Origin of the sequence: Streptococcus pneumoniae, from assembly GCA_040719455.1 — a bacterium.
GTDB classification, from domain to species: domain Bacteria; phylum Bacillota; class Bacilli; order Lactobacillales; family Streptococcaceae; genus Streptococcus; species Streptococcus pneumoniae_G.
Genome location: JBFDTN010000001.1, coordinates 1691842 through 1716596 on the forward strand (window position 1 = coordinate 1691842; position 24755 = coordinate 1716596).

Annotated in this window: 22 protein-coding genes and 3 tRNA genes; 7 read left to right on the plus strand and 18 right to left on the minus strand. The window is 38.6% G+C overall.

Annotated features, from left to right (window positions below; all coding sequences use genetic code 11):
• Window positions 1-111: 111 nt before the first annotated feature.
• Genes AB1I63_08125 through AB1I63_08155 form a run of 7 tightly spaced genes read right to left on the minus strand, consistent with a single transcriptional unit; the run spans window position 112 to window position 6496 of the window.
• On the minus strand, window positions 112-906 hold the full coding sequence (locus AB1I63_08125) for an energy-coupling factor transporter transmembrane protein EcfT (protein MEW4354839.1): 795 nt from the start codon (window positions 904-906) through the stop codon (window positions 112-114).
• A complete protein-coding gene (locus tag AB1I63_08130) occupies window positions 899-1738 on the minus strand; it encodes an energy-coupling factor transporter ATPase (protein ID MEW4354840.1) in 840 nt (279 codons plus the stop codon). The genes AB1I63_08125 and AB1I63_08130 overlap by 8 nt, the downstream gene beginning before the upstream one ends.
• Window positions 1723-2550: an energy-coupling factor transporter ATPase gene (locus AB1I63_08135; protein MEW4354841.1), complete on the minus strand. Its 828-nt coding sequence runs from the start codon at window positions 2548-2550 to the stop codon at window positions 1723-1725. The genes AB1I63_08130 and AB1I63_08135 overlap by 16 nt, the downstream gene beginning before the upstream one ends.
• The gene (gene pgsA / locus AB1I63_08140; GenBank protein ID MEW4354842.1) at window positions 2551-3087 is read right to left on the minus strand and encodes a CDP-diacylglycerol--glycerol-3-phosphate 3-phosphatidyltransferase; all 537 of its coding nucleotides are present in this window, start codon (window positions 3085-3087) and stop codon (window positions 2551-2553) included.
• On the minus strand, window positions 3087-3920 hold the full coding sequence (gene rodZ, locus AB1I63_08145) for a cytoskeleton protein RodZ (protein ID MEW4354843.1): 834 nt from the start codon (window positions 3918-3920) through the stop codon (window positions 3087-3089). The genes pgsA and rodZ overlap by 1 nt, the downstream gene beginning before the upstream one ends.
• A gap of 39 nt (window positions 3921-3959) precedes the next feature.
• The gene (locus AB1I63_08150; GenBank protein ID MEW4354844.1) at window positions 3960-5249 is read right to left on the minus strand and encodes a pitrilysin family protein; all 1290 of its coding nucleotides are present in this window, start codon (window positions 5247-5249) and stop codon (window positions 3960-3962) included.
• The gene (locus AB1I63_08155) at window positions 5249-6496 is read right to left on the minus strand and encodes a pitrilysin family protein (protein ID MEW4354845.1); all 1248 of its coding nucleotides are present in this window, start codon (window positions 6494-6496) and stop codon (window positions 5249-5251) included. Before AB1I63_08155 ends, AB1I63_08150 begins: the two co-directional genes overlap by 1 nt.
• Window positions 6497-6703: 207 nt before the next feature.
• Between AB1I63_08155 and AB1I63_08160 the strand changes: the two genes are divergently transcribed.
• Entirely contained in the window at window positions 6704-7081 is a 378-nt protein-coding gene (locus tag AB1I63_08160; GenBank protein MEW4354846.1) for an RNA-binding S4 domain-containing protein, read from the plus strand.
• Window positions 7082-7083: 2 nt separating this feature from the next.
• Window positions 7084-8175, plus strand: coding sequence for a DNA replication/repair protein RecF (recF, locus tag AB1I63_08165; protein MEW4354847.1), 1092 nt, complete (start codon window positions 7084-7086; stop codon window positions 8173-8175).
• Window positions 8176-8217: 42 nt separating this feature from the next.
• On the opposite strand, the gene AB1I63_08170 is transcribed toward recF, so the two are convergent.
• The 3 genes from AB1I63_08170 to trpS all read right to left on the minus strand — a co-directional run bounded on the left by AB1I63_08170 (window position 8218) and on the right by trpS (window position 11979).
• Window positions 8218-9084, minus strand: coding sequence for a GRP family sugar transporter (locus tag AB1I63_08170; GenBank protein ID MEW4354848.1), 867 nt, complete (start codon window positions 9082-9084; stop codon window positions 8218-8220).
• A 239-nt stretch (window positions 9085-9323) separates the two neighbouring features.
• Entirely contained in the window at window positions 9324-10805 is a 1482-nt protein-coding gene (gene guaB / locus AB1I63_08175) for an IMP dehydrogenase (GenBank protein ID MEW4354849.1), read from the minus strand.
• A 148-nt stretch (window positions 10806-10953) separates the two neighbouring features.
• The gene (gene trpS / locus AB1I63_08180; protein MEW4354850.1) at window positions 10954-11979 is read right to left on the minus strand and encodes a tryptophan--tRNA ligase; all 1026 of its coding nucleotides are present in this window, start codon (window positions 11977-11979) and stop codon (window positions 10954-10956) included.
• Between the two features lie 153 nt (window positions 11980-12132).
• Between trpS and AB1I63_08185 the strand changes: the two genes are divergently transcribed.
• Window positions 12133-13755 carry an ATP-binding cassette domain-containing protein gene (locus AB1I63_08185; protein ID MEW4354851.1) on the plus strand — a complete coding sequence of 541 codons (1623 nt, stop codon included), beginning with the start codon at window positions 12133-12135 and terminating at the stop codon, window positions 13753-13755.
• A 65-nt stretch (window positions 13756-13820) separates the two neighbouring features.
• Here AB1I63_08185 and AB1I63_08190 read toward each other — a convergent pair whose 3' ends face one another.
• Window positions 13821-15080, minus strand: a complete 1260-nt coding sequence (locus tag AB1I63_08190) for an ISL3 family transposase (GenBank protein ID MEW4354852.1) — start codon at window positions 15078-15080, stop codon at window positions 13821-13823.
• A gap of 177 nt (window positions 15081-15257) precedes the next feature.
• Here AB1I63_08190 and AB1I63_08195 point away from each other — a divergent pair, with 177 nt between their 5' ends.
• Window positions 15258-17843, plus strand: coding sequence for a YfhO family protein (locus AB1I63_08195; GenBank protein ID MEW4354853.1), 2586 nt, complete (start codon window positions 15258-15260; stop codon window positions 17841-17843).
• A gap of 82 nt (window positions 17844-17925) precedes the next feature.
• Here AB1I63_08195 and AB1I63_08200 read toward each other — a convergent pair.
• Window positions 17926-17999, minus strand: a tRNA-Asn gene (locus AB1I63_08200).
• A 5-nt stretch (window positions 18000-18004) separates the two neighbouring features.
• Window positions 18005-18076 (minus strand) — tRNA-Glu (locus AB1I63_08205).
• A gap of 178 nt (window positions 18077-18254) precedes the next feature.
• On the opposite strand from AB1I63_08205, the gene AB1I63_08210 reads away from it, so the two are divergent.
• Window positions 18255-19274, plus strand: a complete 1020-nt coding sequence (locus AB1I63_08210; protein ID MEW4354854.1) for an IS30 family transposase — start codon at window positions 18255-18257, stop codon at window positions 19272-19274.
• A gap of 58 nt (window positions 19275-19332) precedes the next feature.
• Here AB1I63_08210 and comE read toward each other — a convergent pair whose 3' ends face one another.
• From comE to rlmH, 5 genes are all read right to left on the minus strand, one after another.
• Window positions 19333-20076 carry a competence system response regulator transcription factor ComE gene (comE, locus tag AB1I63_08215; GenBank protein MEW4354855.1) on the minus strand — a complete coding sequence of 248 codons (744 nt, stop codon included), beginning with the start codon at window positions 20074-20076 and terminating at the stop codon, window positions 19333-19335.
• The gene (locus AB1I63_08220; GenBank protein MEW4354856.1) at window positions 20073-21392 is read right to left on the minus strand and encodes a GHKL domain-containing protein; all 1320 of its coding nucleotides are present in this window, start codon (window positions 21390-21392) and stop codon (window positions 20073-20075) included. Before AB1I63_08220 ends, comE begins: the two co-directional genes overlap by 4 nt.
• Before the next feature lie 16 nt (window positions 21393-21408).
• Window positions 21409-21543, minus strand: coding sequence for a hypothetical protein (locus tag AB1I63_08225; protein ID MEW4354857.1), 135 nt, complete (start codon window positions 21541-21543; stop codon window positions 21409-21411).
• A 379-nt stretch (window positions 21544-21922) separates the two neighbouring features.
• Window positions 21923-21996 (minus strand) — tRNA-Arg (locus AB1I63_08230).
• Between the two features lie 40 nt (window positions 21997-22036).
• Complete coding sequence (gene rlmH / locus AB1I63_08235) at window positions 22037-22516, minus strand: 23S rRNA (pseudouridine(1915)-N(3))-methyltransferase RlmH (protein ID MEW4354858.1); 480 nt, start codon at window positions 22514-22516, stop codon at window positions 22037-22039.
• A gap of 204 nt (window positions 22517-22720) precedes the next feature.
• Here rlmH and AB1I63_08240 point away from each other — a divergent pair, with 204 nt between their 5' ends.
• Window positions 22721-23896, plus strand: a complete 1176-nt coding sequence (locus tag AB1I63_08240; GenBank protein MEW4354859.1) for a S1C family serine protease — start codon at window positions 22721-22723, stop codon at window positions 23894-23896.
• Between the two features lie 63 nt (window positions 23897-23959).
• Window positions 23960-24727, plus strand: coding sequence for a ParB/RepB/Spo0J family partition protein (locus AB1I63_08245; GenBank protein ID MEW4354860.1), 768 nt, complete (start codon window positions 23960-23962; stop codon window positions 24725-24727).
• Window positions 24728-24755 lie beyond the last annotated feature (28 nt).

Below are 24755 nucleotides of genomic sequence, written 5' to 3' on the forward strand. Positions count from 1 at the left end.
TTTGTTACATATCCATATTACACAGAAAATGTTACCAATAGCTTTAAAACAGATTACAAAAGTTACAAAAATATTGGTTTTACGCGTTAAAAACGCCTTTTTAAGGCATTTTTAACTTTTGAGAAGAAATAAAAGGACTCCAACAAAGAAAACACTCACAAGTGCAGTGGTATCAAGAAATGTCCACTTCAATTGCCGATAGCGACTCCGCCCTTGTCCTCCTTGGTAACCGCGTGCCTCCATAGCCGTCGCAAGAGCATCTGCTCTCTTAAAACTTGAAGCAAATAATGGGATCAAAATCGGAATAACGGACTTGACCTTTTGAACAATAGATCCCTCTCCAAAATCAACACCACGAGCTTTTTGAGCATTCATAATGCGTACCGTATCATCCATCAAGGTCGGCACAAATCGTAAACTCATGGACAACATTAAGCCAATTTCATGGACCGGAACCTTGACGACTGCTAAGGGCTTGAGTAAAGATTCCACAGCATCGGCTAAACTCAAGGGCATTGTCGTCAAAGTCAATAAGGTTGAAAAGCAAATCAAGAGAACAAACCGACTAAAGATAATACCTGCCTGCATCAATCCAGTCTCTGTTACTCTTATAAATCCAAACTGAAAGAGTGTTGCTCCTTCTGATATAAAAAAGAGCTGAAATAGAGTTGTAAAGGCAATTAAAAAGATCATGGACTGCAAACCTTTGATAAAAAATCCCAAAGGAATCCGTGAAAGCAAAATTAAGATAAACACAAAAAGAAATAGTAGGACATTTGTGACAAGATTATTCGCCCAAAAGATAATCATGATAAACGCAATCATGGCTAGTAATTTACTTCTAGGATCTAGGCGGTGCAAGATTGAATTTCCAGGAACATACCGTCCCAAAATCATACTATTCATGAACCATCTCCTCAAATTCTTTTAGGGTAATAGGCAGACGAGCAAAAGACATTCCTCTGTTTCGCAAATGATAGGCAAATTTTGTGATTTTAGGAACTCCTAGTTGTAACTCCTCCATGAGCTCCACCTCTTGAAAAATGTCACTTGGCGTTCCCGCACAGCGAACTTGCCCTTTTTCCATTGCATATACTGTATCTGCAAAATTTGCCACATCATCCATGACATGGGTCACAAGGACAATAGTCATGCCCTTTTGATGGAGTGAGGCAAACAAGTCCATCAACTCCTTACGACCAGCAGGGTCTAGCCCAGCAGTCGGCTCATCTAGGACCAAAATACTTGGCTCCATTGCCAAAATCCCTGCAATCGCTACCCGACGCATTTGCCCACCTGATAGCTCAAATGGACTCCGTTCAAATAAGTCTTCTGAAATCCCTACTAGGGCTAATTTCTCACGCGCTAAACGTTCTGCTTTGTCTTGTGCTACGCCAAAATTTTGAGGACCAAAGGCAACATCTTTCAATACCGTTTCTTCAAATACTTGATTTTCTGCAAATTGAAATACCAAACCTACCTTTTTCCGAATAGGCTTGATATCTTTTGAGACAGAAGATGCAGTAATCTCGACATCATCAACTGTCACTGTCCCTTCAGATGGCACTAAAAGACCATTCAGCAGTTGAAGAATAGTCGATTTTCCACTTCCTGTATGGCCAATCAAGGCAGTGTAGGATCCATCCTTGATTTCTACATTCACTCCAAAAAGGGCAGGGCCCTCAAAAGGTGTCCCTGCTTGATAGGTATAACTCACATTGTTTAAGGTAATTCCCATAAATAATCCTGTAATTCTTCTTCTGTTAGATAGCCAGCAGGCAACGTATAACCTGTTTTCTCCAAAACATGCTTAATTTGATTCGCAAAAGGCTCATCCAAGCCTAACTCTTTCAAATCTGAACGAGAAAATAAGTCCTTTGGAGTACTGGTTGATTCAATTTTTCCTTGCTTTAAGACAAGAACCCTATCGCTTAGACTAATTTCATCTAAATCATGGGTAATCGAAATCACGGTCATCCCTGTTTGCGCCTTAATCTTTTGTACCATGCGAATCAACTCTAGTCTACCTTCTGGATCTAGCATACTGGTCGCTTCATCCAAGATGAGAATATCTGGTCTCATAGCCAAAATCCCAGCAACCGCCACTCGCTGTTTTTGACCACCTGACAAGCGAGAAGGTTCTCGATCTTTAAAATCTGCCATACCAACAATTTTGAGTGCTTCATCAATTCTCTCTACCATGACTGAATGAAGCATGCCTTGATTTTCCAGACCAAATGCTACATCATCTTCGACAGTCGCACCGACAAACTGATTATCCGGATTTTGGAAAACCATACCGATATGGCGACGTTTCTCCCAGACATTATCAGGTGTAAGAAGATCACCAGCAATGATAATCTCCCCACTAAGAGGCTCCAATAAGCCATCCAATAAGCGGACAAGAGTTGATTTCCCGCTACCATTATGCCCAATAATCGAGAGCCATTCGCCACGTTTCACATGAAACGTCAAATTATCTAAAGTCAGATTGTCGCCATCTTTATCATAACGATAGCTGAGTTCACGCACTTCAATCATATATGTCATCTACTTAAATGTATCCTTAAAAAGGAATGAAGCTCCTTTGAAATAATCATAGCCAGAATAAACAGTTGCAATCAAGGAAATATAAAGGAAAATCTGTCCGACTACTACCCAATGAAAGAGCAAAAAGATAATGGCCAACATCTGAGTAAACGTCTTAATCTTACCTGGAAGAGCCGCTGCCAAAACCTCTCCATCATTTTCCACTAAAAGCAAGCGCAAGCCTGTCACCGCTAGTTCACGGCAGATAATCACGACAACCACCCAAGCAGGAGCATAACCCAATTCGATCAAGAGAATCAAAGCAGACATGACCAATAATTTATCCGCCATGGGATCTGCAAACTTACCAAAATTCGTCACGACTTGCCACTTGCGAGCCAAATACCCATCTAAATAGTCCGTAATACTAGCCACCATGAAAATCAATCCTGCCCATAAATGAAGGCTCGGATTTCCCAAGGATAAAAGCAGGACAAACAATGGGATGAAGGCAATCCGCAAGAGTGTCAAGGCGTTTGGAATATTTTCTTTTTTCATCATTCACTTCCTTCGTTTGTTACTGTTATTGTAATCGTCCCTGCATAGTCTGTCAAGGCGGAGGTATCTATTTTTTGTCCGTCAACTGACACTTCTACCCCTCTGACTACGCCTAAAGTTACAAGATATGTAGAGCCTGCTGTCAACTCTGTTGACACTGATTTATTTTCTGGAGAGAGAGTTTCCCCATTTTCCAAGCTTGTCCCAGAAACATTGACCCAACTTGTGGCATCCGTCACAGATAACTCTAACTTCACAGGACTTGACACACCTGTCAATTTCGCTGTCAAGTTTGCTCCCTCTCCTACTACCTCTAATTTAGACTTGGGAGCGGAACTTGAACTTTCCTCTTGCTCGTTAGAGCTGCTGCTAGTCAAAGAAGAGCTACTACTTTCACTAACAATTTGGTAACTTTGATCACCGTTTAAACTAGAGGTTGTACGTGTGTAATTCCAAACATAAATCGTCACAAAAGCAAGAATCGCTAAAGCAAATAAGGAAAAATAGAACAGTGGCATAAACGAATTTCTCTCTTTACGGCGTTTACGACTTCGGAAATTTTCAGCAACATCAATGTCAATCTCATCGTAAACAATCATGCTGCCATCTTCATACGCATCTAAAATAATTCGTTCATCCAAATCAACTGCCCACGCATACTTCCTCAAAAAAGAACGGGCATAAAAAGTGCTGGGTAACTGATCAAAATCATCTGCTTCTATCGCTTCCAAAAAAGACAACTGAATATCTGTCTTTTCCTGCAAATCTTCTAAGGTCATCTCTTGGCTGACACGTGCTAGCCGTAGCACTTCACCAATTGTTTTTTTTCTCATACGTTCAATCCTTCTCTCTAATCAAGTATCTATCTTATTTTATTTTGGAAAAATTGTAAAATCCACAATATCTGCTTGACTAATAAACCTGCTTCCAATCTCTAATACATCTGTCAAGCTCATACTCTGCAGAATTTTAGGAATATCAAATAGATTTTCCCCTTCCAAATGAGTCTCATACTGGGTTGCAATATATTCTAAGGAGTTCAACCCGTGCAAAAAGTCACCAAACATTTCGCTTTTTATCGTGTCTAAATGCTCCTCTGAAACATCTTTATCTTTTGCAAATTGTCGAATAGCAGAGCGCATCTGATGAGAAATCGATAGAGGCTCCATCGTATCCATCGTTAGCATCACAAAGTGAAACTCTTTTTCAACCTCTACTTCCAAAGTCAAGGAAGTATCCAATTTCCCTGTTTCATAATATTGCTGAAAACGCTTAGAAGTCCAGCCAAACATCATCGCAAATAAAAGTTTCAGAGCAATTTTATAGCGGAATAATTCATACTCTTCAATTTCATCCTTTCCTCTCAAACCAATAGCTAACTTTGGAGTTGCTACTTCCATTCGCATGGTTCCTGTGGAGATAATCGGATGAAGAGGTACTTTCTGACAATGAGGTAAAAGCTGAGCCTGAACATTCCATTTTTCTTGCGAATCTCCCACCCAGTTCAAAACTTCATTGACATCAATATTTCCTACAAGAAATAAACTCATATTAGAAGGGTGATAAAAACGCTCAAAATTCTCTTCTAAATCCTTGACCTCAATCTCATCAATAGAACTATTGGTGCCTGCAATATCTGCCGATAAAGGACTGTTAGGATAGAGATTGGCTAAGGTTTGGAAAAACAAGCGATAGTCTGGATCATCCTGATACATTTCAATCTCTTGCTGGATAATCCCTTTTTCTCTCTCCACGGATTCCTGTGTAAAATGACCTTTAGAAACCAAAGTTTGCAGTAAGTTTACACTTTCCTTGACACGATTAGTCGTTGAAAATAAATAGCTTGTCTTTGTAAAGCTTGTAAAAGCATTGCTTTCTGCTCCTAATTTGACAAACTCACGCAATAAATCCTGTCCGTTTTCATCCTCAAAGAGCTTGTGTTCCAAAAAATGTGCAATCCCATCTGGATAGGTTCGCTCTTGCCCATCTTCTTGGATAATAGTGGTATCTATGGAACCAAAGCGCGTTGTCATAATTCCATATGTTTCATGAAAATCAGGTTTTGGAACTAAAAACAATCGTAAACCATTTGGCAATTTCGTTTTATAAAGGGTCTCTCCAACACCTGAATACTCTTGTCGCTTCAACTGAATTTCTTGCATTATTTTCCTTCCATGAAGTACACTGCTTGCAAGTTTAATTGACTTGCAACTGCCATGATATCTTCTCTTGACACTTCCTGTAAATTTGTCAACCAAACTGCTGGCGATAAAGATTTTCTGCCAAAGACTTCTCTTAGATAGGCTCGCTCCATTAAGCTACTTTGCCTATCCAAGGATAACAACATCGAATTTTTCAGCATATCTTTTGTAGCTGAGAGTTCTTCATCTGTGAATTTTCCTCTTTTAAGATCTGTAATCTGTCTGTGAATCAAACTCACTGTCTTTGTCCGATTGAGTCTGTCAATACCTGCGTAAACACGAAGTAAACCTGAAAAAATATCAATCTGACTAGAAATCGTATAGGCGAGACTCTCTTTCTCACGGACATTGACAAACAACTTAGAATGAGAAAATCCACCCAAAAGACCATTTAAAACAATCAAAGGAAGATGTCCATCATCCCCATACTGAATAGGAAAATGGTACCCCAACTCAATAATGGATTGATTCGTATCCTTTTGCTCTAATCCTTCACGAACAACGTTTGAAGTTGACTGCTGATACTGCAACTGTAAATCTTGTTGTCTAGGTAGAAAATTGAACGATTTCATCGTTTCAACCACTTGAATTTCATTGAAATCCCCAATGAAAAAGACATCAATCTGATCATTTGCCAGCATTGATTGAAACTGAGTAAAACTACTTTGTGCTGTTTCTTGTTTCACCAAATCAACCGTTCCAATCCGAGGAAGCTGCATATCCTCCTCTTCATAATAGAGCCGATTTAACTCTCGATGGGCATGATAAAAATGATTTTCAATCTCCGCTTCCAAATCGAGCAACACATTTCTCTTTTCCACCGCAAATGCAGACTCATCAAAAGCAGAATCTGTCGCCAAAGGATAGAGTAAACTAGCCTTTAAAAACTCCATCATCTCCTCTGTTAGGGTATTTTTGCGACTCAAAAAAGAATCTCGTACAAAAGAAAGATTGATATCCACATAATGGCTTAATCCTCTCTTTGAAACAGAAGTTGAGTAATTGGCTCCATATAGATTAGCTAAGCGCTCTCGAAAAGCCTGAGAAGTTGGATAAACTTTATTGACTGTCTCAAGCATACTGGCACTCAAGACACGCCCAGCTAGAGTTTCCTTTAACATGGGCGCTGCAAAGCGCATTTTAATCCGATTGGTTTTGTATTTATCTGAAGAAATGAAATGGAGACGAACTCCTTTGACTAATTCCATAGTGCTCCTCATGCTTTCTGATATAGACTTCTATTATATCACGAAATGGATTTCTTTTGGGATTTAGAAGACAAGATTCTTCATGATGAGAACGATTTCTTCTTTGTTTGTAAAATCCTAAACTTTCTTAAGGAAAGAACACCTAAACACGATTAAATGGCTTTATTCCTCAGAAATATGGTATAATAGCAAGGATTGAGGTGAATTATGGAATATAGATTATTTGAAGAATACATTGTCCTACAAGCTCTCCTAAAAGAAATAGGGATTATACAAAGTGGCGGAGCCATCAAATCTTTCTTACAAGAAACCCCAGTCTTTCTAAATGGGGAAAGGGAAGAACGCCGACGCAAGAAAATTCGAATTGGAGATGACATTCACATCCCAAGTAAAAACATCACCATTTCGATTCTTGAACCAAGTGAAGAAGAAATAGAGCGCTATCAAGAGGAAAAATCGGAAAAAGAACGAGTCGCTAAAATCGTGAAAGAGATGAACAAGGGATTAAAAAAAACAGCTACAAAGCCGAAAACTACAAGCAAACAAAAACCTAAAAAAGCTCCTGTTCGTTTTCCAGGTACTTAATTATGTGGCTAAAATCCCTTACCCTAAAACACTTTCGGAATTACGAATCTATTGATATTTCTTTTCATTCGGGACTCAATGTCTTTTTAGGACAAAATGCCCAAGGGAAGACAAATATTTTAGAATCCATTTATTTTTTAGCTCTGACACGAAGCCACAGAACTCGTTCCGATAAGGATTTGATTCATTTTTCCAATCAAGATTTGAAAGTTTCTGGGGAGTTAGTCAAGCAGACAACCACCTTACCACTTGAAATTGATTTGACCGCCAAAGGTCGTATCACCAAGGTCAATCATCTCAAGCAAAACAAATTATCAGACTACATCGGACACATGAATGTAGTGCTTTTTGCGCCAGAAGATTTGCAACTGATCAAAGGAGCTCCCGCTCTTCGCCGTAAATTTATCGATATGGAATTAGGACAAATCAAGCCCCTTTACCTATCTGATCTGTCTCAGTATAATCATGTATTAAAGCAACGAAATGCCTATCTCAAATCAGCAGACCACATTGACGAGACGTTTTTAGAAGTATTGGACCAGCAATTAGTTGATTTTGGTTGTCGAGTTATGCGTCATCGGATTGATTTTCTAAAAAAGTTAGAACAATTTGGTCAAGCAAAACATTGGGATATTTCTAACGAGCTAGAAACACTGAAAATTTGCTATCTTTCCTCTATTTCTCATGAGAATGAATCTCTTGAAGATACTTTCCAAACAGCTCTCTTACAAAGCCGTAAACGAGATTTATTTAAGAAAAATACTGGTGTTGGCCCACACCGTGATGATATAGCCTTTTACATCAATGACATGGATGTAAACTTCGGAAGCCAAGGACAGCATCGCAGCGTTGTCTTGTCCTTAAAACTTGCTGAAATTGAATTGATGGAAAGTGTTACACGAGAAAAGCCAATTCTACTACTTGACGATGTCATGAGTGAACTTGACAATAGCCGTCAACTTAGTTTACTAAATACTATCTCTCAAAATATCCAAACCTTCATCACGACTACTACCCTAGAACACTTAAAAAATCTACCCGAAGATTTGAAAATCTTTACGATTCAAGCTGGGAGCATATCAGAAAAAGATTGACACAATTTGTCAATCTTTTTTTACATATCTGTCAACTGAAATTTAATACGATTTCACAATTCCCAGCAAGACTGCTCCAATGACAAAGCAAGCAATACCAATTGTTAACCAACGCATTTCCTTACGCGTCTTAGTCTCACCTAAAAAGAGAATCCCTCCAATAATAGAGATAATGACGCCTAATTGTGAGAAACTAAAGGCAATGGCAAGTCCTGCCTTAGCAGCAGCAAGGAGCATAAAGATATTTCCAATCCCCCACATGAGACCCACCAAAGCATTCTTAATGACCACAGCTTCCAGCTGAATTTGGAACTTCATAAAGATCATCGCTCCAAAGACCATTCCAACAGCCATCGGAAGGATAACTGCCAAAGCATCGAAATGCATAATATTATTAAACAAAATAGCATAGGATAAATATCCTGCCGTTGAATAGGTTAAGGCAGTAAAGCCTTTTCCAAACTCATGATGAGTAGCTTGCTCATCTTTTTCAGAATCTTGCTTACTGGTAAAATAAAATCCAACAACAAGTAATACCAAGACTACAATCCCTAGAATAAACTGAATCGGCTTACTCCATTCTCCAAAGATAATCGCTCCAATCAAGCTTCCAAACACCAACTGCGCTCCACTTGACAAGGGATTGGCAACGGAAACGCCCATATATTGCATGGAACGAAACTGTCCATATTGGCCCATAGACCAAAGCATACCACCAATGATTCCAAAGACCCAAAGAGTTGACGACATCGGTGGACGAACAAATACAAAAACTACTAAAGCAAATAGAAGCGCTCCCAGCGTCATACCAAACGTTTGTTGATTTGGTTTCCCACCAATCTTATTACTAACAAAGCCAATACTTCCCCAAGCAATCATAGGGACTAATGCATATAAAATACCGTCCATTTTTACTCCTTTACAATATCATTTACAATATCATTTACAATATCGTTTACAATTTTGTAAATTTAATTTACTACAATGTCTACAATGTCAATTGTCCATCATTCCCCCTAACGATTTAAGGATTTATCCATCCATCATAGGCAAAATGTCAACATAGTTCTATATTCTAACACAATGCATGACCTTTGTAAAGAAAACAAAGAATCTCTGATAGTTTTACAGAGATTCTCTACAAATGATTATTGAACAGAATAGTTTGGTGCTTCGTTGGTGATTTGAACATCATGCGGATGACTTTCTTTCAAACCTGCACCACTCATTTCGATGAATTGCGCATTATCATGCAACTCTTGGATATTGGCTGCACCGACATAGCCCATCCCTGAGCGGATTCCTCCAAGCATTTGGAAGACGATGTCTGCTGCGGCACCCTTGTAGGCTACACGACCTTCGATTCCTTCTGGAACCAACTTGTTAGCTTCATTGACAGAGCCTTGGAAGTAGCGATCGCTTGAACCTTTTTTCATGGCTGCAATTGAACCCATTCCACGATAAGTCTTGAATTTACGTCCTTGGAAGATTTCAGTTTCTCCTGGTGCCTCATCTGTTCCTGCAAACATAGAACCCAGCATAACTGCATGTCCACCTGCTGCAAGAGCCTTGACAATATCACCAGAATACTTGATTCCACCGTCTGCAATAATCGTCTTACCATATTCACGCGCCACCTGTGCTGCATCATAAATAGCTGTGACTTGCGGTACTCCGACACCAGCAATAACACGAGTTGTACAGATAGAACCTGGTCCAATACCAACTTTAACAACGTCAACTCCGGCATCATAAAGCGCACGCGCACCTTCTGCTGTCGCGATATTTCCTGCAATCAAGGTACGGTCTGGGAAATGCGCACGGATTTCTGCAATCTTACGCAAAACGCCCGCTGAATGTCCATGAGCTGTATCGATGACAATCGCATCTGCTCCTGCTTCAAAGAGAGCTTCTGCACGCTCAAAGGTATCAGAAGTCACGCCAACTGCACCAGCTACAAGGAGGCGACCAAATTCGTCCTTGGCAGCATTTGGAAACTCGATGACTTTTTCAATGTCTTTAATCGTAATCAAACCAGACAAGCGACCATTTTCATCGACCAACGGAAGTTTTTCAATGCGGTGTTCTTGGAGAATACTTTCAGCAGTCTCTAAATCAGTACCGACAGGAGCTGTCACAAGATTTTCGCTGGTCATATTGGTTGAAATCGGTTGGTCATAGTCTGAGATGAAACGCATGTCACGGTTGGTGATAATGCCCACCAATTTGCGATTTTCCATGGTTTCAACGATTGGTACACCGCTGATACGGTAGCGACCCATGAGCTCATCTGCCTCTTTAATAGTATGATTTGGTGTGAGGAAGAATGGATCGATGATAACGCCATTTTCAGAGCGTTTTACCTTACGCACTTCATCTGCCTGCTGTTCAATAGACATGTTCTTGTGAATGACACCGAGACCACCTGCACGCGCAATCGCAATCGCCATTTTGCTCTCTGTTACGGTATCCATGGCCGCCGTAATGATTGGGATATTGAGGGTTAAATTCTTAGCCAGTTTTGTTTGGAGATTGGCATCATTTGGCAAAACATGACTTTCCGCTGGAATAAGCAATACATCATCAAAGGTAAAACCTTTTTTCAAAAATTTTGTGTCCCAATTAGACATCCACAGATTCCTCTTTTCTTTCTTTAATTGAGCTAGGCTCGACTTTATTGTTAATATCATACCATTCTATCTGTATTTGTCAATCATTATTGCATGAAAAATGAAAAACTACCGTATTTCTGTACAGATACGATAGTTTTTGTATTTTCTAATTAAAATAATTTAACCCCATAGCAGACTTGACTTCTGAAAGAGTTTGGGCTGCAGCCTCTCGAGCTTTGCTACTTCCCTTTTGGAGCATATTATAGACTTCTCCCATGTCCTTGGCAAATTCCAAACGGCGCTCGCGAATTGGGCCTAATTCTCGCTCTAAGATTTCTAATAGATAGCGTTTAGTCTTAACATCTCCTAGACCACCCTGCTTGTAATGCTCTTTCATAGCCTCAATTTCAGCCTTATCTTCCTCACGACCAAAAACGTCTAAATAATGAAAGACCATATTGCCCTCAATCTTACCAGGATCTTCTACTTTGATATGGTCAGGGTCTGTGTACATACTCATGACTTTTTTCTTGAGCGTATCCATGTCATCAGCTAGATAAATCCCGTTATTGAGCGACTTAGACATCTTGGCATTGCCGTCTAATCCTGGAAGGCGTCCAGCTCCTTCATGGGTCGGATAGATTCCTTCTGGCTCAACTAGGACATCTGTCTGATAGGCATGATTAAAACTGCGAACAATTTCACGAGTCTGCTCAATCATCGGTTTTTGGTCAACTCCAACTGGTACATAATTTGCCTTAAAAGCTGTAATATCTGCCGCTTGGGCGATTGGATAGACTAAAAATCCAGTCGGAATGCTCTCACCGAATCCTTTTTGAGCGATTTCAGTCTTAACAGTCGGATTGCGTTCCAAGCGTGCCAATGAAACCAAATTCATGTAATACATGGACAACTCAGCCAATTCTGGAATTTGACTTTGGATAAAAATCGTTACCTTTTCAGGATCGAGTCCTGCTGCCAAATAATCCAAAGCCACTTGACCGATTGATTCTACAATCTTTTGCGGCTCCTTGGCATGGTCTGTCAAAGCTTGCTGATCTGCCAGAAAGACAAACATGTCGTACTTGCCTTCATTTTGCAGACGAACACGATTTTGTAAACTACCAACGTAGTGTCCGATATGTAGCTTTCCAGTCGGACGATCTCCTGTTAAAATAATGGGTTTTGTCATTTTCTTACTCCTTGCATGATTTCCTTTCTATTATACCATTTTCACAAAAAATGAGGAAGCTGTTTCTGATTGCGAAATAATTCCCGAATCATTTGAAAAAAGTTAGATTTTCTAGTAAAATTGAGGAGAAACATAAGAAATAGGAGAATTGTATTGCTTACAGTATCAGACGTGTCGCTACGTTTTAGCGATCGAAAATTATTTGACGATGTCAATATTAAATTTACAGAAGGAAACACCTACGGCTTGATTGGAGCCAATGGTGCTGGAAAATCCACTTTCCTTAAAATCTTAGCAGGAGACATTGAACCCACAACAGGTCATATTTCCCTAGGACCTAATGAACGCTTGTCTGTCCTTCGCCAAAATCACTTTGACTATGAAGAAGAGCGCGCCATTGATGTGGTGATTATGGGAAATGAACACCTCTACAATATCATGAAAGAAAAAGACGCCATCTACATGAAACCTGATTTTTCAGATGAGGATGGTGTACGCGCAGCTGAGCTTGAAGGCGAGTTTGCTGAACTAGGTGGCTGGGAAGCTGAAAGCGAAGCCTCACAACTCCTTCAAAATCTGCATATCCCTGAAGAACTTCACTATCAAAATATGAGTGAGTTGACCAATGGAGATAAGGTCAAGGTCCTTCTTGCCAAAGCTCTCTTTGGTAAGCCAGACGTCCTTCTTTTGGACGAGCCGACCAACGGTCTTGATATCCAATCGATCACTTGGTTAGAAGATTTCTTAATTGACTTTGACAATACCGTCATCGTCGTATCCCACGACCGACACTTTTTAAACAAGGTCTGCACCCACATGGCAGACCTTGACTTTGGAAAAATCAAACTCTATGTCGGAAACTATGATTTCTGGAAAGAATCAAGCGAACTAGCAGCTAAGCTCCTTGCAGACCGCAATGCGAAGGCAGAAGAAAAAATCAAGCAGCTCCAAGAATTCGTCGCTCGATTCTCAGCCAACGCTTCAAAATCAAAACAAGCAACCTCACGGAAAAAAATGCTGGATAAGATTGAATTAGAAGAAATCGTGCCATCTAGCCGAAAATATCCATTTATCAACTTCAAAGCTGAACGTGAAATCGGAAACGACCTTCTTACTGTTGAAAATCTATCTGTCAAAATTGACGATGAGATCATTTTAGACAATATCAGCTTTATTCTCCGTCCAGGCGACAAAACAGCACTTATCGGACAAAACGATATTCAAACAACTGCTTTGATTCGTGCTATTATGGGAGACATTGACTACGAAGGAACGGTAAAATGGGGGGTAACAACCAGCCAATCTTACCTACCAAAAGACAATAGCCGTGATTTTGCAAGTGGTGAGTCTATTTTAGACTGGCTCCGCCAATTTGCAAGCAAGGAAGAAGATGATAATACCTTCTTGCGTGGATTCTTGGGCCGTATGCTCTTTTCTGGTGATGAAGTTAACAAACCTGTCAACGTCCTTTCAGGGGGAGAAAAAGTGCGCGTGATGCTCTCAAAACTCATGCTGCTAAAATCCAATGTCCTTGTCTTAGACGATCCAACCAATCACTTGGACTTGGAGTCTATCTCTAGCCTAAACGATGGGCTCAAAAACTTCAAAGAATCCATTATCTTTGCAAGCCACGACCACGAATTCATTCAAACTCTTGCAAACCATATCATTGTTCTTTCAAAAAATGGAGTTATCGACCGTATTGACGAAACCTATGATGAATTCCTAGAAAATGAAGAAGTACAAGCCAAAGTCAAAGAATTGTGGAAAGATTAGCCTAGAAAATCTGATGCTGAGCCATCAGATTTTTTGGCACTTTGTCAACTGTAGTGGGTGAAGTATTACCCCATACGAGAGAGAATCAGGTTGGTTCTCTCTTTTTGTATGTTTAAAGCGATGAGAATTTTTGTTTTAAAGTTTTTGAAGTTTCGGAAACCGAAAGCTTGTCGTTTGATGTCTTTGATAAGTTTGTTAGTAGCTTCTAGCTTAGCGTTTGAATAAGGTAATTCAAGTGCATTGGTAATGTATTGTCTGTATTTGAGAAAGGTTGTAAAGACTGTTCTGAAAGTAGAATTCACAGTAGGTAAATAGTCTTCTATCAGTCCGAAGAATGCCTCGCTGTTCTTCTCCTGAAAATGGAAAAGCAAGAGCTGATAGAGGTCATAATAGTACTTTAGTTCCTCTGACAAGTCTAAGGTCTTTTGAACTACTTCTCTAGGGGTTAAGGTTTGCCTAAAGGTTCGAGAATAAAAGAGTTTGTTAGAGAGTTTCCGGCTGTCCTTTTGGAGGATTCTCCAATGATGTTTCATAGCACGATAAGAAAGAGAGTCCTTGTCACAGTTCTTCATAATGGCAATTCGAGTAGCCATCATAGCTCGGCTCAGGTGCTGAATAATATGAAAACGATCCAGAACAATCTTTGCTTTTGGGAATAAGAAGTTAATGATGGGGATGTAGTTACCAGCCATATCTACAGTTACGACTTTGACGTTTTCCCTCACCTCTCTCGTGTATTTGAGGAAGTAGTTTTTAATGGTTGTTTGTCGATTATTTTCAAGAATAGTGATAATCTTTTTGGTTTGAAAATCCTGAGCGATAAATGCCAGCTTTCCCTTATTTCGAGAGAATTCATCCCAAGAGAGGATTTTAGGTAATTGTGAGAACTGTTCCTTGAAGGAGAATTGATTCAGTTTTCTCTGTACAACAGAGACAGAGATATGAAGTCTTCTAGCAATATCAGAGTTCGTTAGTTTTTCCGTATGTAGTTGAGTGATTTTGTCCCAGATAGGTTGAGAAATTTGATGATGTTTCTTGACGAGAGACGTTTGAGATACGGATACACGTAGACAACACTTGCATTTAAAGCGGCGTTTTCTCAGTTTTAGAAGAGTAGGAAATCCTTGAATATCAAGCATAGGAATAGAGGATTCTCGTTGGAAGTCATATTTTATCATCTTTCCTTGGCAGTGAGGACAAGGAGGAGCAGGATAATCTAAGGTTGCTTGAATGAGGATATGGGATTTAGACTTGTAAGCAGAAGTGATGGTGATATTTTTATCTTTAATTCCGATAAGATTTGTGGTATTATTAAGTCGTTCCATATGATTCTTTCTAATGTGAGTTTCGTCGCTTTTCATTATAGATTATATGGGACTTTTTTTCTACACTGAAAAAGCCCTATAATCTCTTCAGTGGAAGTTACCCACTACAGAAATTATAGAGCCGATTTTTTATGTTATAATAAAGAAAACTAGCAAAGAAAGAGTTGATAACCAAAGATGAAAAGAATTCACGACATTCTCAAAAACCATGGACATTACCCTGCTGCTTTTCTCATTCCAGCTATCATCATGACTATTGTCTATGCCAGTCAAGGTATTTACTGGGGGAGTTCGACTTCTCCCTTATTGGGTGACGGTTTTCATCAATACGTGATTTTCGACACTGCCCTTAGCAATATTCTGCATGGTTCTGACAGCCTTTTCTACACCTTTACAAGCGGTTTAGGATTAAATTTCTATGCCTTATCTAGTTATTATCTAGGAAGTCTCCTATCTCCCTTGGTCTATTTTTTTGATGTCCATAGTATGCCAGATGCGGTCTATTTATTCACCATCATCAAATTTGGACTCATGGGCTTAACAAGCTTCATTAGTCTAAAAGGAATCTTTAGGAATATTTCTCACCCTCATTTACTACTCCTGTCAACTTCCTATGCTCTGATGAGCTTTGCGACCAGTCAGCTAGAGATCAAAACATGGCTAGATGTCTTTATCATTGTTCCTATCATTTTACTCGGTTTGCATCACTTAATGACCAAACAAAGACGAGTCCTCTACTTTATCAGCCTTTCAACTCTCTTTATTCAAAATTACTATTTTGGATATATGGTAGCTATCTTTTTAGCTCTCTGGTACTTAGTTCAACTATCCTGGGATTTTAAACAAAGAATCAAGAGTTTCCTCGATTTTTTCTTTGTATCTTTACTAGCTGGACTGACCAGTATGGTTCTGTTGTTGCCAACTTTTCTTGATTTAAAGACCCATGGTGAGAAGTTGACAAAGGTGTCAACCTTATGGTCTAAAGATGCTTGGTATCTTGATTTCTTCGCTAAAAATTTCATCGGGTCCTTTGATACGACTAAATACGGATCCATTCCTATGATTTATGTAGGATTGATTCCTCTCATCTTTGCCATTCTTTTTTTCTTTATAAAAAGGATCCCGTTTCACGTGAAACTTTGCTATGGATTGCTCCTTAGTATCCTTATAGCTAGTTTTTATATTGAACCTCTAGATTTATTTTGGCAGGGTATGCACGCGCCAAATATGTTTCTCCACCGCTATTCTTTTCTACTCTCTATTGTCATCATCTATATGGCAGCTGAAAGTTTGAGTCGCTTAAGAGAGCTAAGACTCTGGCAGTTTTTACTTTCCTTGTTCCTACTATCTGCTGGATTTGTAGCTACCTTTATTTTTAAACATCACTATGAATTCTTAGGATTGGTCCAATTCACTCTAACATTAGAATTCTTGGTTGCCTATTTCCTCATCTTTCTCACCTTCTTTAAAAAATCTCTACCAAAACATATCTTTTTATTGGCTAGCCTTTTCTTTTCAGTATTTGAAGTAGGACTAAATACCTTTTATCAGGTAGATGGAATTGCTTCAGAATGGGTATTTTCAAGTCGAGATTCCTATGCAAAAAATAGTCAAGATATTGACAAACTTGTCAACTTTGCCAACAAAGAAATTAAAGAATTTTTTCGAACAGAAAAACTGGAGGCACAGACCGGAAATGATAGCATGAAATACAACTATCACGGTATTTCCCAATTTTCTTCTGTCAGAAATACCGCAGCAAGTTCAACACTTGATAAACTAGGTTTTAAATCTTCTGGTACCAATCTGAACCTTCGCTACCAAAATAACAGTATCCTAATGGATAGCTTGTTTGGTATCACTTATAACATATCTGAGCAAAATCCAAATAAATATGGCTTTACACCTATTGAAACAGCTAGTCATCTCACGCTCTTTGAAAATAAAAATTCCCTGCCACTTGCTGTTCTCTCCAATCAAATTTACAAGGATGTCAAGTTTGATAATCTCACATTAGATAATCAAACCAAGTTTCTCAATCAGTTAGCCGGACTTGATTTACAATACTACTATCGCTTAAAACCCACACATTCAGAAAATACAAAAGACATCAATGGACAAATCACTGTTAATCTTGACAAAGCAAAGAATGAGCATGCTGCAAGTGCCAGCTATACGATAAACATCCCTGAAAATAGTCAAGTTTACCTCACCCTAGCTCATCTCACTTTCTCAAATAGTGAGAAAGAATCAGTTGACATCACTGTCAACAACCAAACTATGCATTATTCTCTTAATAATGTCTTTCCTTTCTTTAATATTGGGTATTTTAAAGAAAGAACAACAGCAACCATCAAAATCACCTTTCCAGAAAATGAGAGTGTCTCTTTTAATACCCCTGAATTTTACCGTATCAATACCGAACATTTCCAAGAAGCAATAGATACTATAAAAGAGCAAGATGTCAAGGTGACAACGACTAAAAATACCGTAACAGCCCATTATCAAACCCATAGAGACAGTTCGCTCCTCTTCACCCTTCCTTATGACAAAGGGTGGACCGCAACCCAAGATAGCAAACAACTGCCTATTCAGAAAGCTCAAAAAGGACTGATGAAAGTAGATGTTGCAAAAGGAACTGGAACCGTGGTCCTCCACTTCATCCCTCAAGGTTTTAAAATTGGCAGTATCTGTTTCTGCTCAGGAATTCTCCTCTTTGTCATCTATAACAAATGGAAAAACAAACGATATTATAAACAATAAGAGACTGGATAATTCCAGCCTCTCTTTTTTGATACATAAAAATAAAAACCTTGCTAAGCAAGGTCTCCTCTTGTTCCATACACTCCGCCAGTAGGACTCGAACCTACGACATCATGATTAACAGTCATGCGCTACTACCAACTGAGCTATGGCGGATAATATAGTCCGTACGGGATTCGAACCCGTGTTACCGCCGTGAAAAGGCGGTGTCTTAACCCCTTGACCAACGGACCATATGTTCCTTAACAGAACATATACTATTATACCAGTTTGAAAAACTTTGTCAATAGTTTTTTGAAAAAAATTTTCTTTTATTTTTCTTCCCCCGTTGTAAAATGAAGTGCAACAGAAAAAGACATGTTTATCTGATATACTAAAGTTGCTAAACAAAGTATAGAAAGATAGATAAACATGTCCACTACTGATTGTACCACAAAACGTTCTTATACGCATCTGACAGCTGGTCAGAGAGGGAAAATTCAGGCTTGGTTGTCTGATGGTCATTCCATGGCTGAGATTGCTCGTAGAATAGGTGTTCACCGTTCCAGCATCTCACGCGAGATTAAGCGTGGCTCTGTCCAGCAAGTCAAGAAAGTCAATGGTAAACTCGTTTATTTTCAGGACTATTTCGATGAGACAGCCCAAAATCTGGCTGAAAAGAGGCGGGAGGTTGTTTACTGTCTGAAACTTGAAAAGGTCTCAGAGTCTTTCCTAACCGCCTTTACGGAGGCCATGTTGGCTAAGCCAAGAATTCATAGTGTCGATACCTTTATTCATGCCTATAAGCAGGACAATCCTGATGAGCTAGTTCCCAGCACTAAAACCATGTACACCTATATTCATCAAGGATTACTGGCAGTTAAGCCTATTGACTTACCTCGTGCCGTGCGACTAAAACCAAAGGTCAAGAAGCGTACATCAACTAAGAAGCATTTGGGGACTTCCATTGAGGAACGCCCAGAAGAAATCAATAATCGTTCTGAGTTTGGACATTGGGAGATTGACTCTGTCCTTGGATTGAAAACAGCTGGAGAGCCATCTATCCTGACCCTGGTTGAACGCAAGACACGCTACGCGATCACCGTCTATCTGGCTGGGAAGAAGGCGGAGTTTGTGAACGAAGCCGTGTCTCAACTCCTTAAGGATTACCCCATCAAATCCATCACAGCGGATAACGGGGCGGAGTTTGCGACTCTGAGTCAATTAGAAGGGGTTCAGGTGTACTATGCTCATGCCTATTCCTCACACGAACGAGGCACCAATGAGAACTTTAACGGCTTGCTTAGGGAGTTTATCCCAAAAGGTAAATCGCTCAAATTCATCACAGCTGAGAGCTTAGCTACGGCTACCTCAGCCATCAACCAGAGACCAAGAAGATTATTAGGCTATCAGTCTGCCAAAACCCTGCTTGGGCTAGCCCAAGCAGCCTAATGCCCACTAAACTTTGTATCAGATAGACACTGTTGCACTTAACTTGACAATTCGGCTTTTATTTTTCTTCCAATAAAGTCTTCAATTTTCCAACTTTCATGCGAGTGACTGGACAGCGATGATTTTCATAAAAAATAATTTCTTTCGTCTTCTTATCGTATCCTTGAATATTTCCAATATTGGCTAGATAAGACTTATGGCTCAAGAAGAAACGACGTGTTTTTTCATCTTTTTCTTGAATATCTGAAATCGTCCCATAAAATTCCTTAAAGAAATTTTTACCGACAATTCGCAATTTATGAGAAGCTCCAGTTGTCTCAATGTAAAGAATATCCTGATAAGGAATTCTCACTTCCCCTCCACGGTAGCTATATTCAAAATAATCAACCATATCATGGTTTTCAAGTAAGGTTGATTTAGTATATTCAATCGCACTTTTAATGCGCTCTTTAAAGGTATCATTGCTCAAATTCTTATCAATAAAATCAAGAGCTGATACCTTGTATTTAAAGGTTAAAGTTGCAAATTCTGACTTTGTAGTCACAAAAACAATGATGGCATAAGGATTGTGCTTGCGTATAAAGCGAGCAATATCTAACCCTTTTGTCTCTTCTCCTTTGATATCAATATCCAGGAAATAGAGTTGATTGACTTCTTCATGTTCCACATAATCCTTAAATTCATTGATTTTCCCAGTAGTCGTCACTTTAATAGCAAATCCCATCTCTTTTGCAATCTCAGCTAACGTACTCTCCATACGCACTTGATGTGTCAATTCGTCTTCTAATACTAAAACTTTCATAATTGGTAAACCTTTCTAATTCTCAATACTTGTGTAAAATGTTCTTTTGTAATTTCTGTATCTAAAACCAATCCTTCGTATTGGTCAATCATTTCCTTAACAGTTGTTAATCCAGTCCCACGACCTTCTCCTTTGGTTGAAAAATTACGTTGATAGACAGAGCCTAGTTTCAACTTTCTATCTTTTCGAGAATTTTGAATGACTAAAATCACTTCTCCTTCTAAATCCACTAGGGATACATTCAAGGTCTTAGCAAGACTCTCTGCTGCGCCTTCCACTGCATTATTTAGTAAAATGCTAGTCATACGGACCAAATCAAGGAGCTGGATCGGCAAGGCGCCAACATAATCTTTAATCTCAAATGTCAGATTAATCTGATGTTCACGCGCCTTAAATAAGGTCTGTGTAAGCATACTTTTCAAAGCAGAATCTCCGACATTATTCAAATCAAAAGACGTATATTTATCAGAACTGAGCTTCTCATTAGCTTTTACCAAAACATCTTGATAAATACGCTCTACTTCTGACATATCTTGACTTTTGATAGCCGACTGAAAACTAACTAACATGCCACCATAATCATGACGGAAGCCCTTGATTTCATTATATAAGTCAACAATTTCATCCGTATATTGCTGTAATTGGAGCTGTTCTTTCTTTTTTTGCTCCAATTCTACTTCTTTTTCAAATTGTTCACGAATAGAATTTAAGTAGAGAAAAGTTGCACCAAATGCTAAAAAACAAATTGTCGCTATCATACTTGAGAAACTATTCAAACTTGTAAAATTACTAATCCAATGAGAAATATTTAGAAAAACGTGAACCCCAATTAAAAGAAATGTTATTTTTTTTAAATACTCTCTAAAATAGGGTTCTAAAAACTTATAAATATTAATATCAAAATAATCAATCGCTTTTAAAACAGCTACCAAAGATAGCAAATCAATTGCTATAAAATAAAAATAATAATACTTATCTACAAAATCATCGCCAATAACGGATGATATAATAACTGAAAAAAAAGTTTGTGAAGTCAAAGCTGCTTGATAGACCATCATGGTTAAAAAAGCAGCTATTAAACGAGTATCCTTCTCATACTTACGCAAATAAACATAAATAAATATAGGTTCTATAAAATAAAATGTATACCAAACAAGTGTTCCAAAAACACTTACAACATTCTTCATGAAAAGGAAGTCAAAACATAGAAAAGTAAAGGGAAGATTGAGTTTCTTCTCTTTACAGATTCTTTTGTAAATTATTCCTAATACTAAAGTATCACTAAAAATAAGCAACCAGGACAAAAATATATCCATTCTAATTTCTCCCTATTTATTTTTTACCAAAAAATACTGGTGTGCCAGGAATCTTTCTTCTACTATCCCCACCAATTGTTTGTTTCAATTCTTCTGGCTTGATTTCCGCAAATTGTTCCAATCCTTTAAATGCCATCTCCATGTTTTTCATAAATAATCTCCTTAAATTTTTGTAAAATTTCTTTGTAAGCTGCCTTACAAACACTATTCTACACCTCATTATCTAAATTGTGCGAAGATTCTCTCAAAAGTATTTTTTTGCCCCTGAAGTGTCATTTGAGGGAAAAAATAAAGAAAGAGAGCGAAACTCAATCGTGACTTCATATCACAGAAATCGATTACCCTCACTCCTTTGTTTATAAGTTCAAACTACAATAATCCATTAGATTATTTTACTGCTACTACCTCACGATCACGATTGATATAGCTTATAAATATTGATAAATAAATATTTACAAGCTCGACAAGACTGCATCAAACTATTAAAATAAAAAGGTTGGGTACGTTTATCCCAACCTCTTTTCCTCTAATGATCCCAGCAGGATTCGAACCTGCGACCGTTCGCTTAGAAGGCGAATGCTCTATCCAGCTGAGCTATGAGACCAATACTTCTCTATTCTACCAAAAAAAGCTGTTCTCGTCAATCACTTATGGTAAGGACCGCCTTGCTGAATCATAAAAGCACGATAGATTTGCTCAACCAGGACCAGCCGCATGAGTTGATGAGGGAGCGTCATTTTTCCAAAGCTAAGTAGCAATTGTGCTCGTTTTTTCACGCGATCATCCAAACCTAGACTTCCTCCAATCACAAAGGTGATATCTGAAAAACCGCGAAGTGAAGTATCTGCTAAAAGGCTACTAAATTCTTCAGAAGAGTAATTCTTGCCCTCAATAGCCAAAGCAATAACAAATTCACGATCTTGGATTTTTCCTAAAATACGCTCTCCTTCTTTTTGGAGAATTTGCTGATTTTCTGCTGGACTAGCCTTATCTGGTGTTTTTTCATCTGTCAATTCAACCATTTCCCACTTGGCGAATCGTCCCATACGTTTGGCATACTCAGAAATTCCATCTTTGAGATATTTTTCTTTTAATTTTCCCACAGTTACAAGTTTAATTTTCATATTTCTATTGTACCATATTCACACCTATTTCACATCTTATGCACATGTGGATAAGACAAAAAATAATACAAAAATTCCCTTAAAATAGAAAAGAACTCACAGTTTTTGAAAGTTATCCACAGTTTGTGGAAAAGTTAGAGAATTTAAGTTATAATTAAGTTAGATTTACTATACTTTCACTAATTGAAAACAGGAGGACAAAATATGAAACATTCTTCAAATTTCTTCAAAAAAATCATGCAACTATTTACAGTCTTGCTCGTAGGATTTATCGGAGGGGTCAGTGGGACTTATCTCATGAACAATCTCCCTAAACAAACAACGACCACGACCAAAAATGGTATTAAAACAGTGACCACTAACTACAAAAATAAGACCTCAACATCTGAAGCAGTCGATAAGGTCAAAAATGCAGTGGTATCCGTCATCACCTATGCTGAGACAGGTAATCAAGGATTTCTTTTTGGTAATGATAACAATGATTCTAGCGAACAAGTTGCTAGTGAAGGATCTGGAGTGATCTACAAAAAAGAAGGAAAATATGCCTATCTAGTCACGAATACACACGTTATCAATGGAGCTTCTAAAGTCGATATTCGCCTAGCCGATGGTAAAAAAGTCGCTGGAGAAATTGTTGGTACAGATGTCTATTCAGATATTTCTGTCGTTCGCATCAGCTCAAAAGATGTCAATACTATCGCTGAATTTGGAAATTCTGATCATTTAACCGTTGGTGAAACAGCTATCGCTATCGGTAGCCCTCTTGGATCTGACTATGCAAATACCGTTACCCAAGGAATTGTCTCTAGCTTAAATCGGACTGTATCCTTAAGAGCAGAAAATGGTCAAGCAATTTCAACACAAGCCATCCAAACCGACACAGCTATCAACCCAGGAAATTCTGGAGGTCCGCTCATCAATATAGAAGGACAAGTCATCGGTATCAACTCAAGTAAAATTGCAACTGATGGACAAAATTCTGTCGAAGGACTTGGTTTTGCTATTCCAGCAAATGACGTACAAAACATCATCAAACAACTAGAAGAAAATGGTAGTGTGATCCGTCCTGCACTCGGTATTCAAATGATTGATATGAGTAATATTACTAGCTCTGACCTCGCTCGTCTCAACTTGCCTGACAAAATAAGAAATGGAGTTATCGTTCGTTCTACCCAAGCAGGTATGCCAGCAGAAGGAAAACTAGAAAAATACGATGTCATTACAAAAATTGACGACCAAGAAGTCTCTTCTATTACAGATTTACAGTCAGCACTTTACAAACACAGTATAGGAGATGACATTACGATTACCCTTTACCGAGATGGAAAAGAAAAGACTGTCTCCATTAAATTGACCAAGTCAACACAAGATTTATCTTAAAACTTTACAAATACGTCAACACACCTTTACAGAATCGTAAAGGTGTGTTATGCTAGTAGGAGTATGGAACACTATCAACAAATTCCTTTGGATGATATTCAAGTCAATCCCTATCAACCTCGTAAAGAGTTTGATTCAGAAAAATTAAAAGAACTGGCTCAATCCATTGCTGAGAACGGCTTAATTCAGCCAATTATTGTGCGGAAATCATCCATCATTGGATATGAATTGCTGGCTGGAGAACGGCGATTTCGAGCTGCAAAATTAGCTGGATTGACAAAGATTGCAGCTATTGTCAAGGAATTGAGCGATGATGAAATGATGAAGCAAGCAATCATCGAAAATTTACAACGCGAAAATCTCAATCCTATTGAAGAAGCAAAGTCCTATCAACATTTAATTGACAAGGGATTGACACATCAAGAAATAGCAGCGAGTATGGGAAAATCTCGTCCCTATATCACCAATATCCTGCGTTTACTGGTACTGCCTGAGGACATCAAAAAAGCGGTAGAAGATGGAAAGATTTCACAAGCACACGCGCGCATTCTCATCCCTCTATCAAAAGGAGAACAAGAACGCTGGTTTCAGATTATTTTAGAACAAGACGTTTCCGTGAGATGGCTAGAAAAAGCTATCCAAGGAACAAAAGGAGAAAAACAAAAACGATCAAAATCAATCTTTCTAAAAGAAGAAGAAGATGCCCTGAGAAAAAAATTAGGACTTGATATCAAGATCAACATTCGCAATCATAAACAACAAAGCGGAACCATTTCAATCTCCTTTGACAATCCAGATGAATACCAAAGAATTATCAACAGTCTCAAATGAGGCTGTTATTTTTTATTTATCATCCACA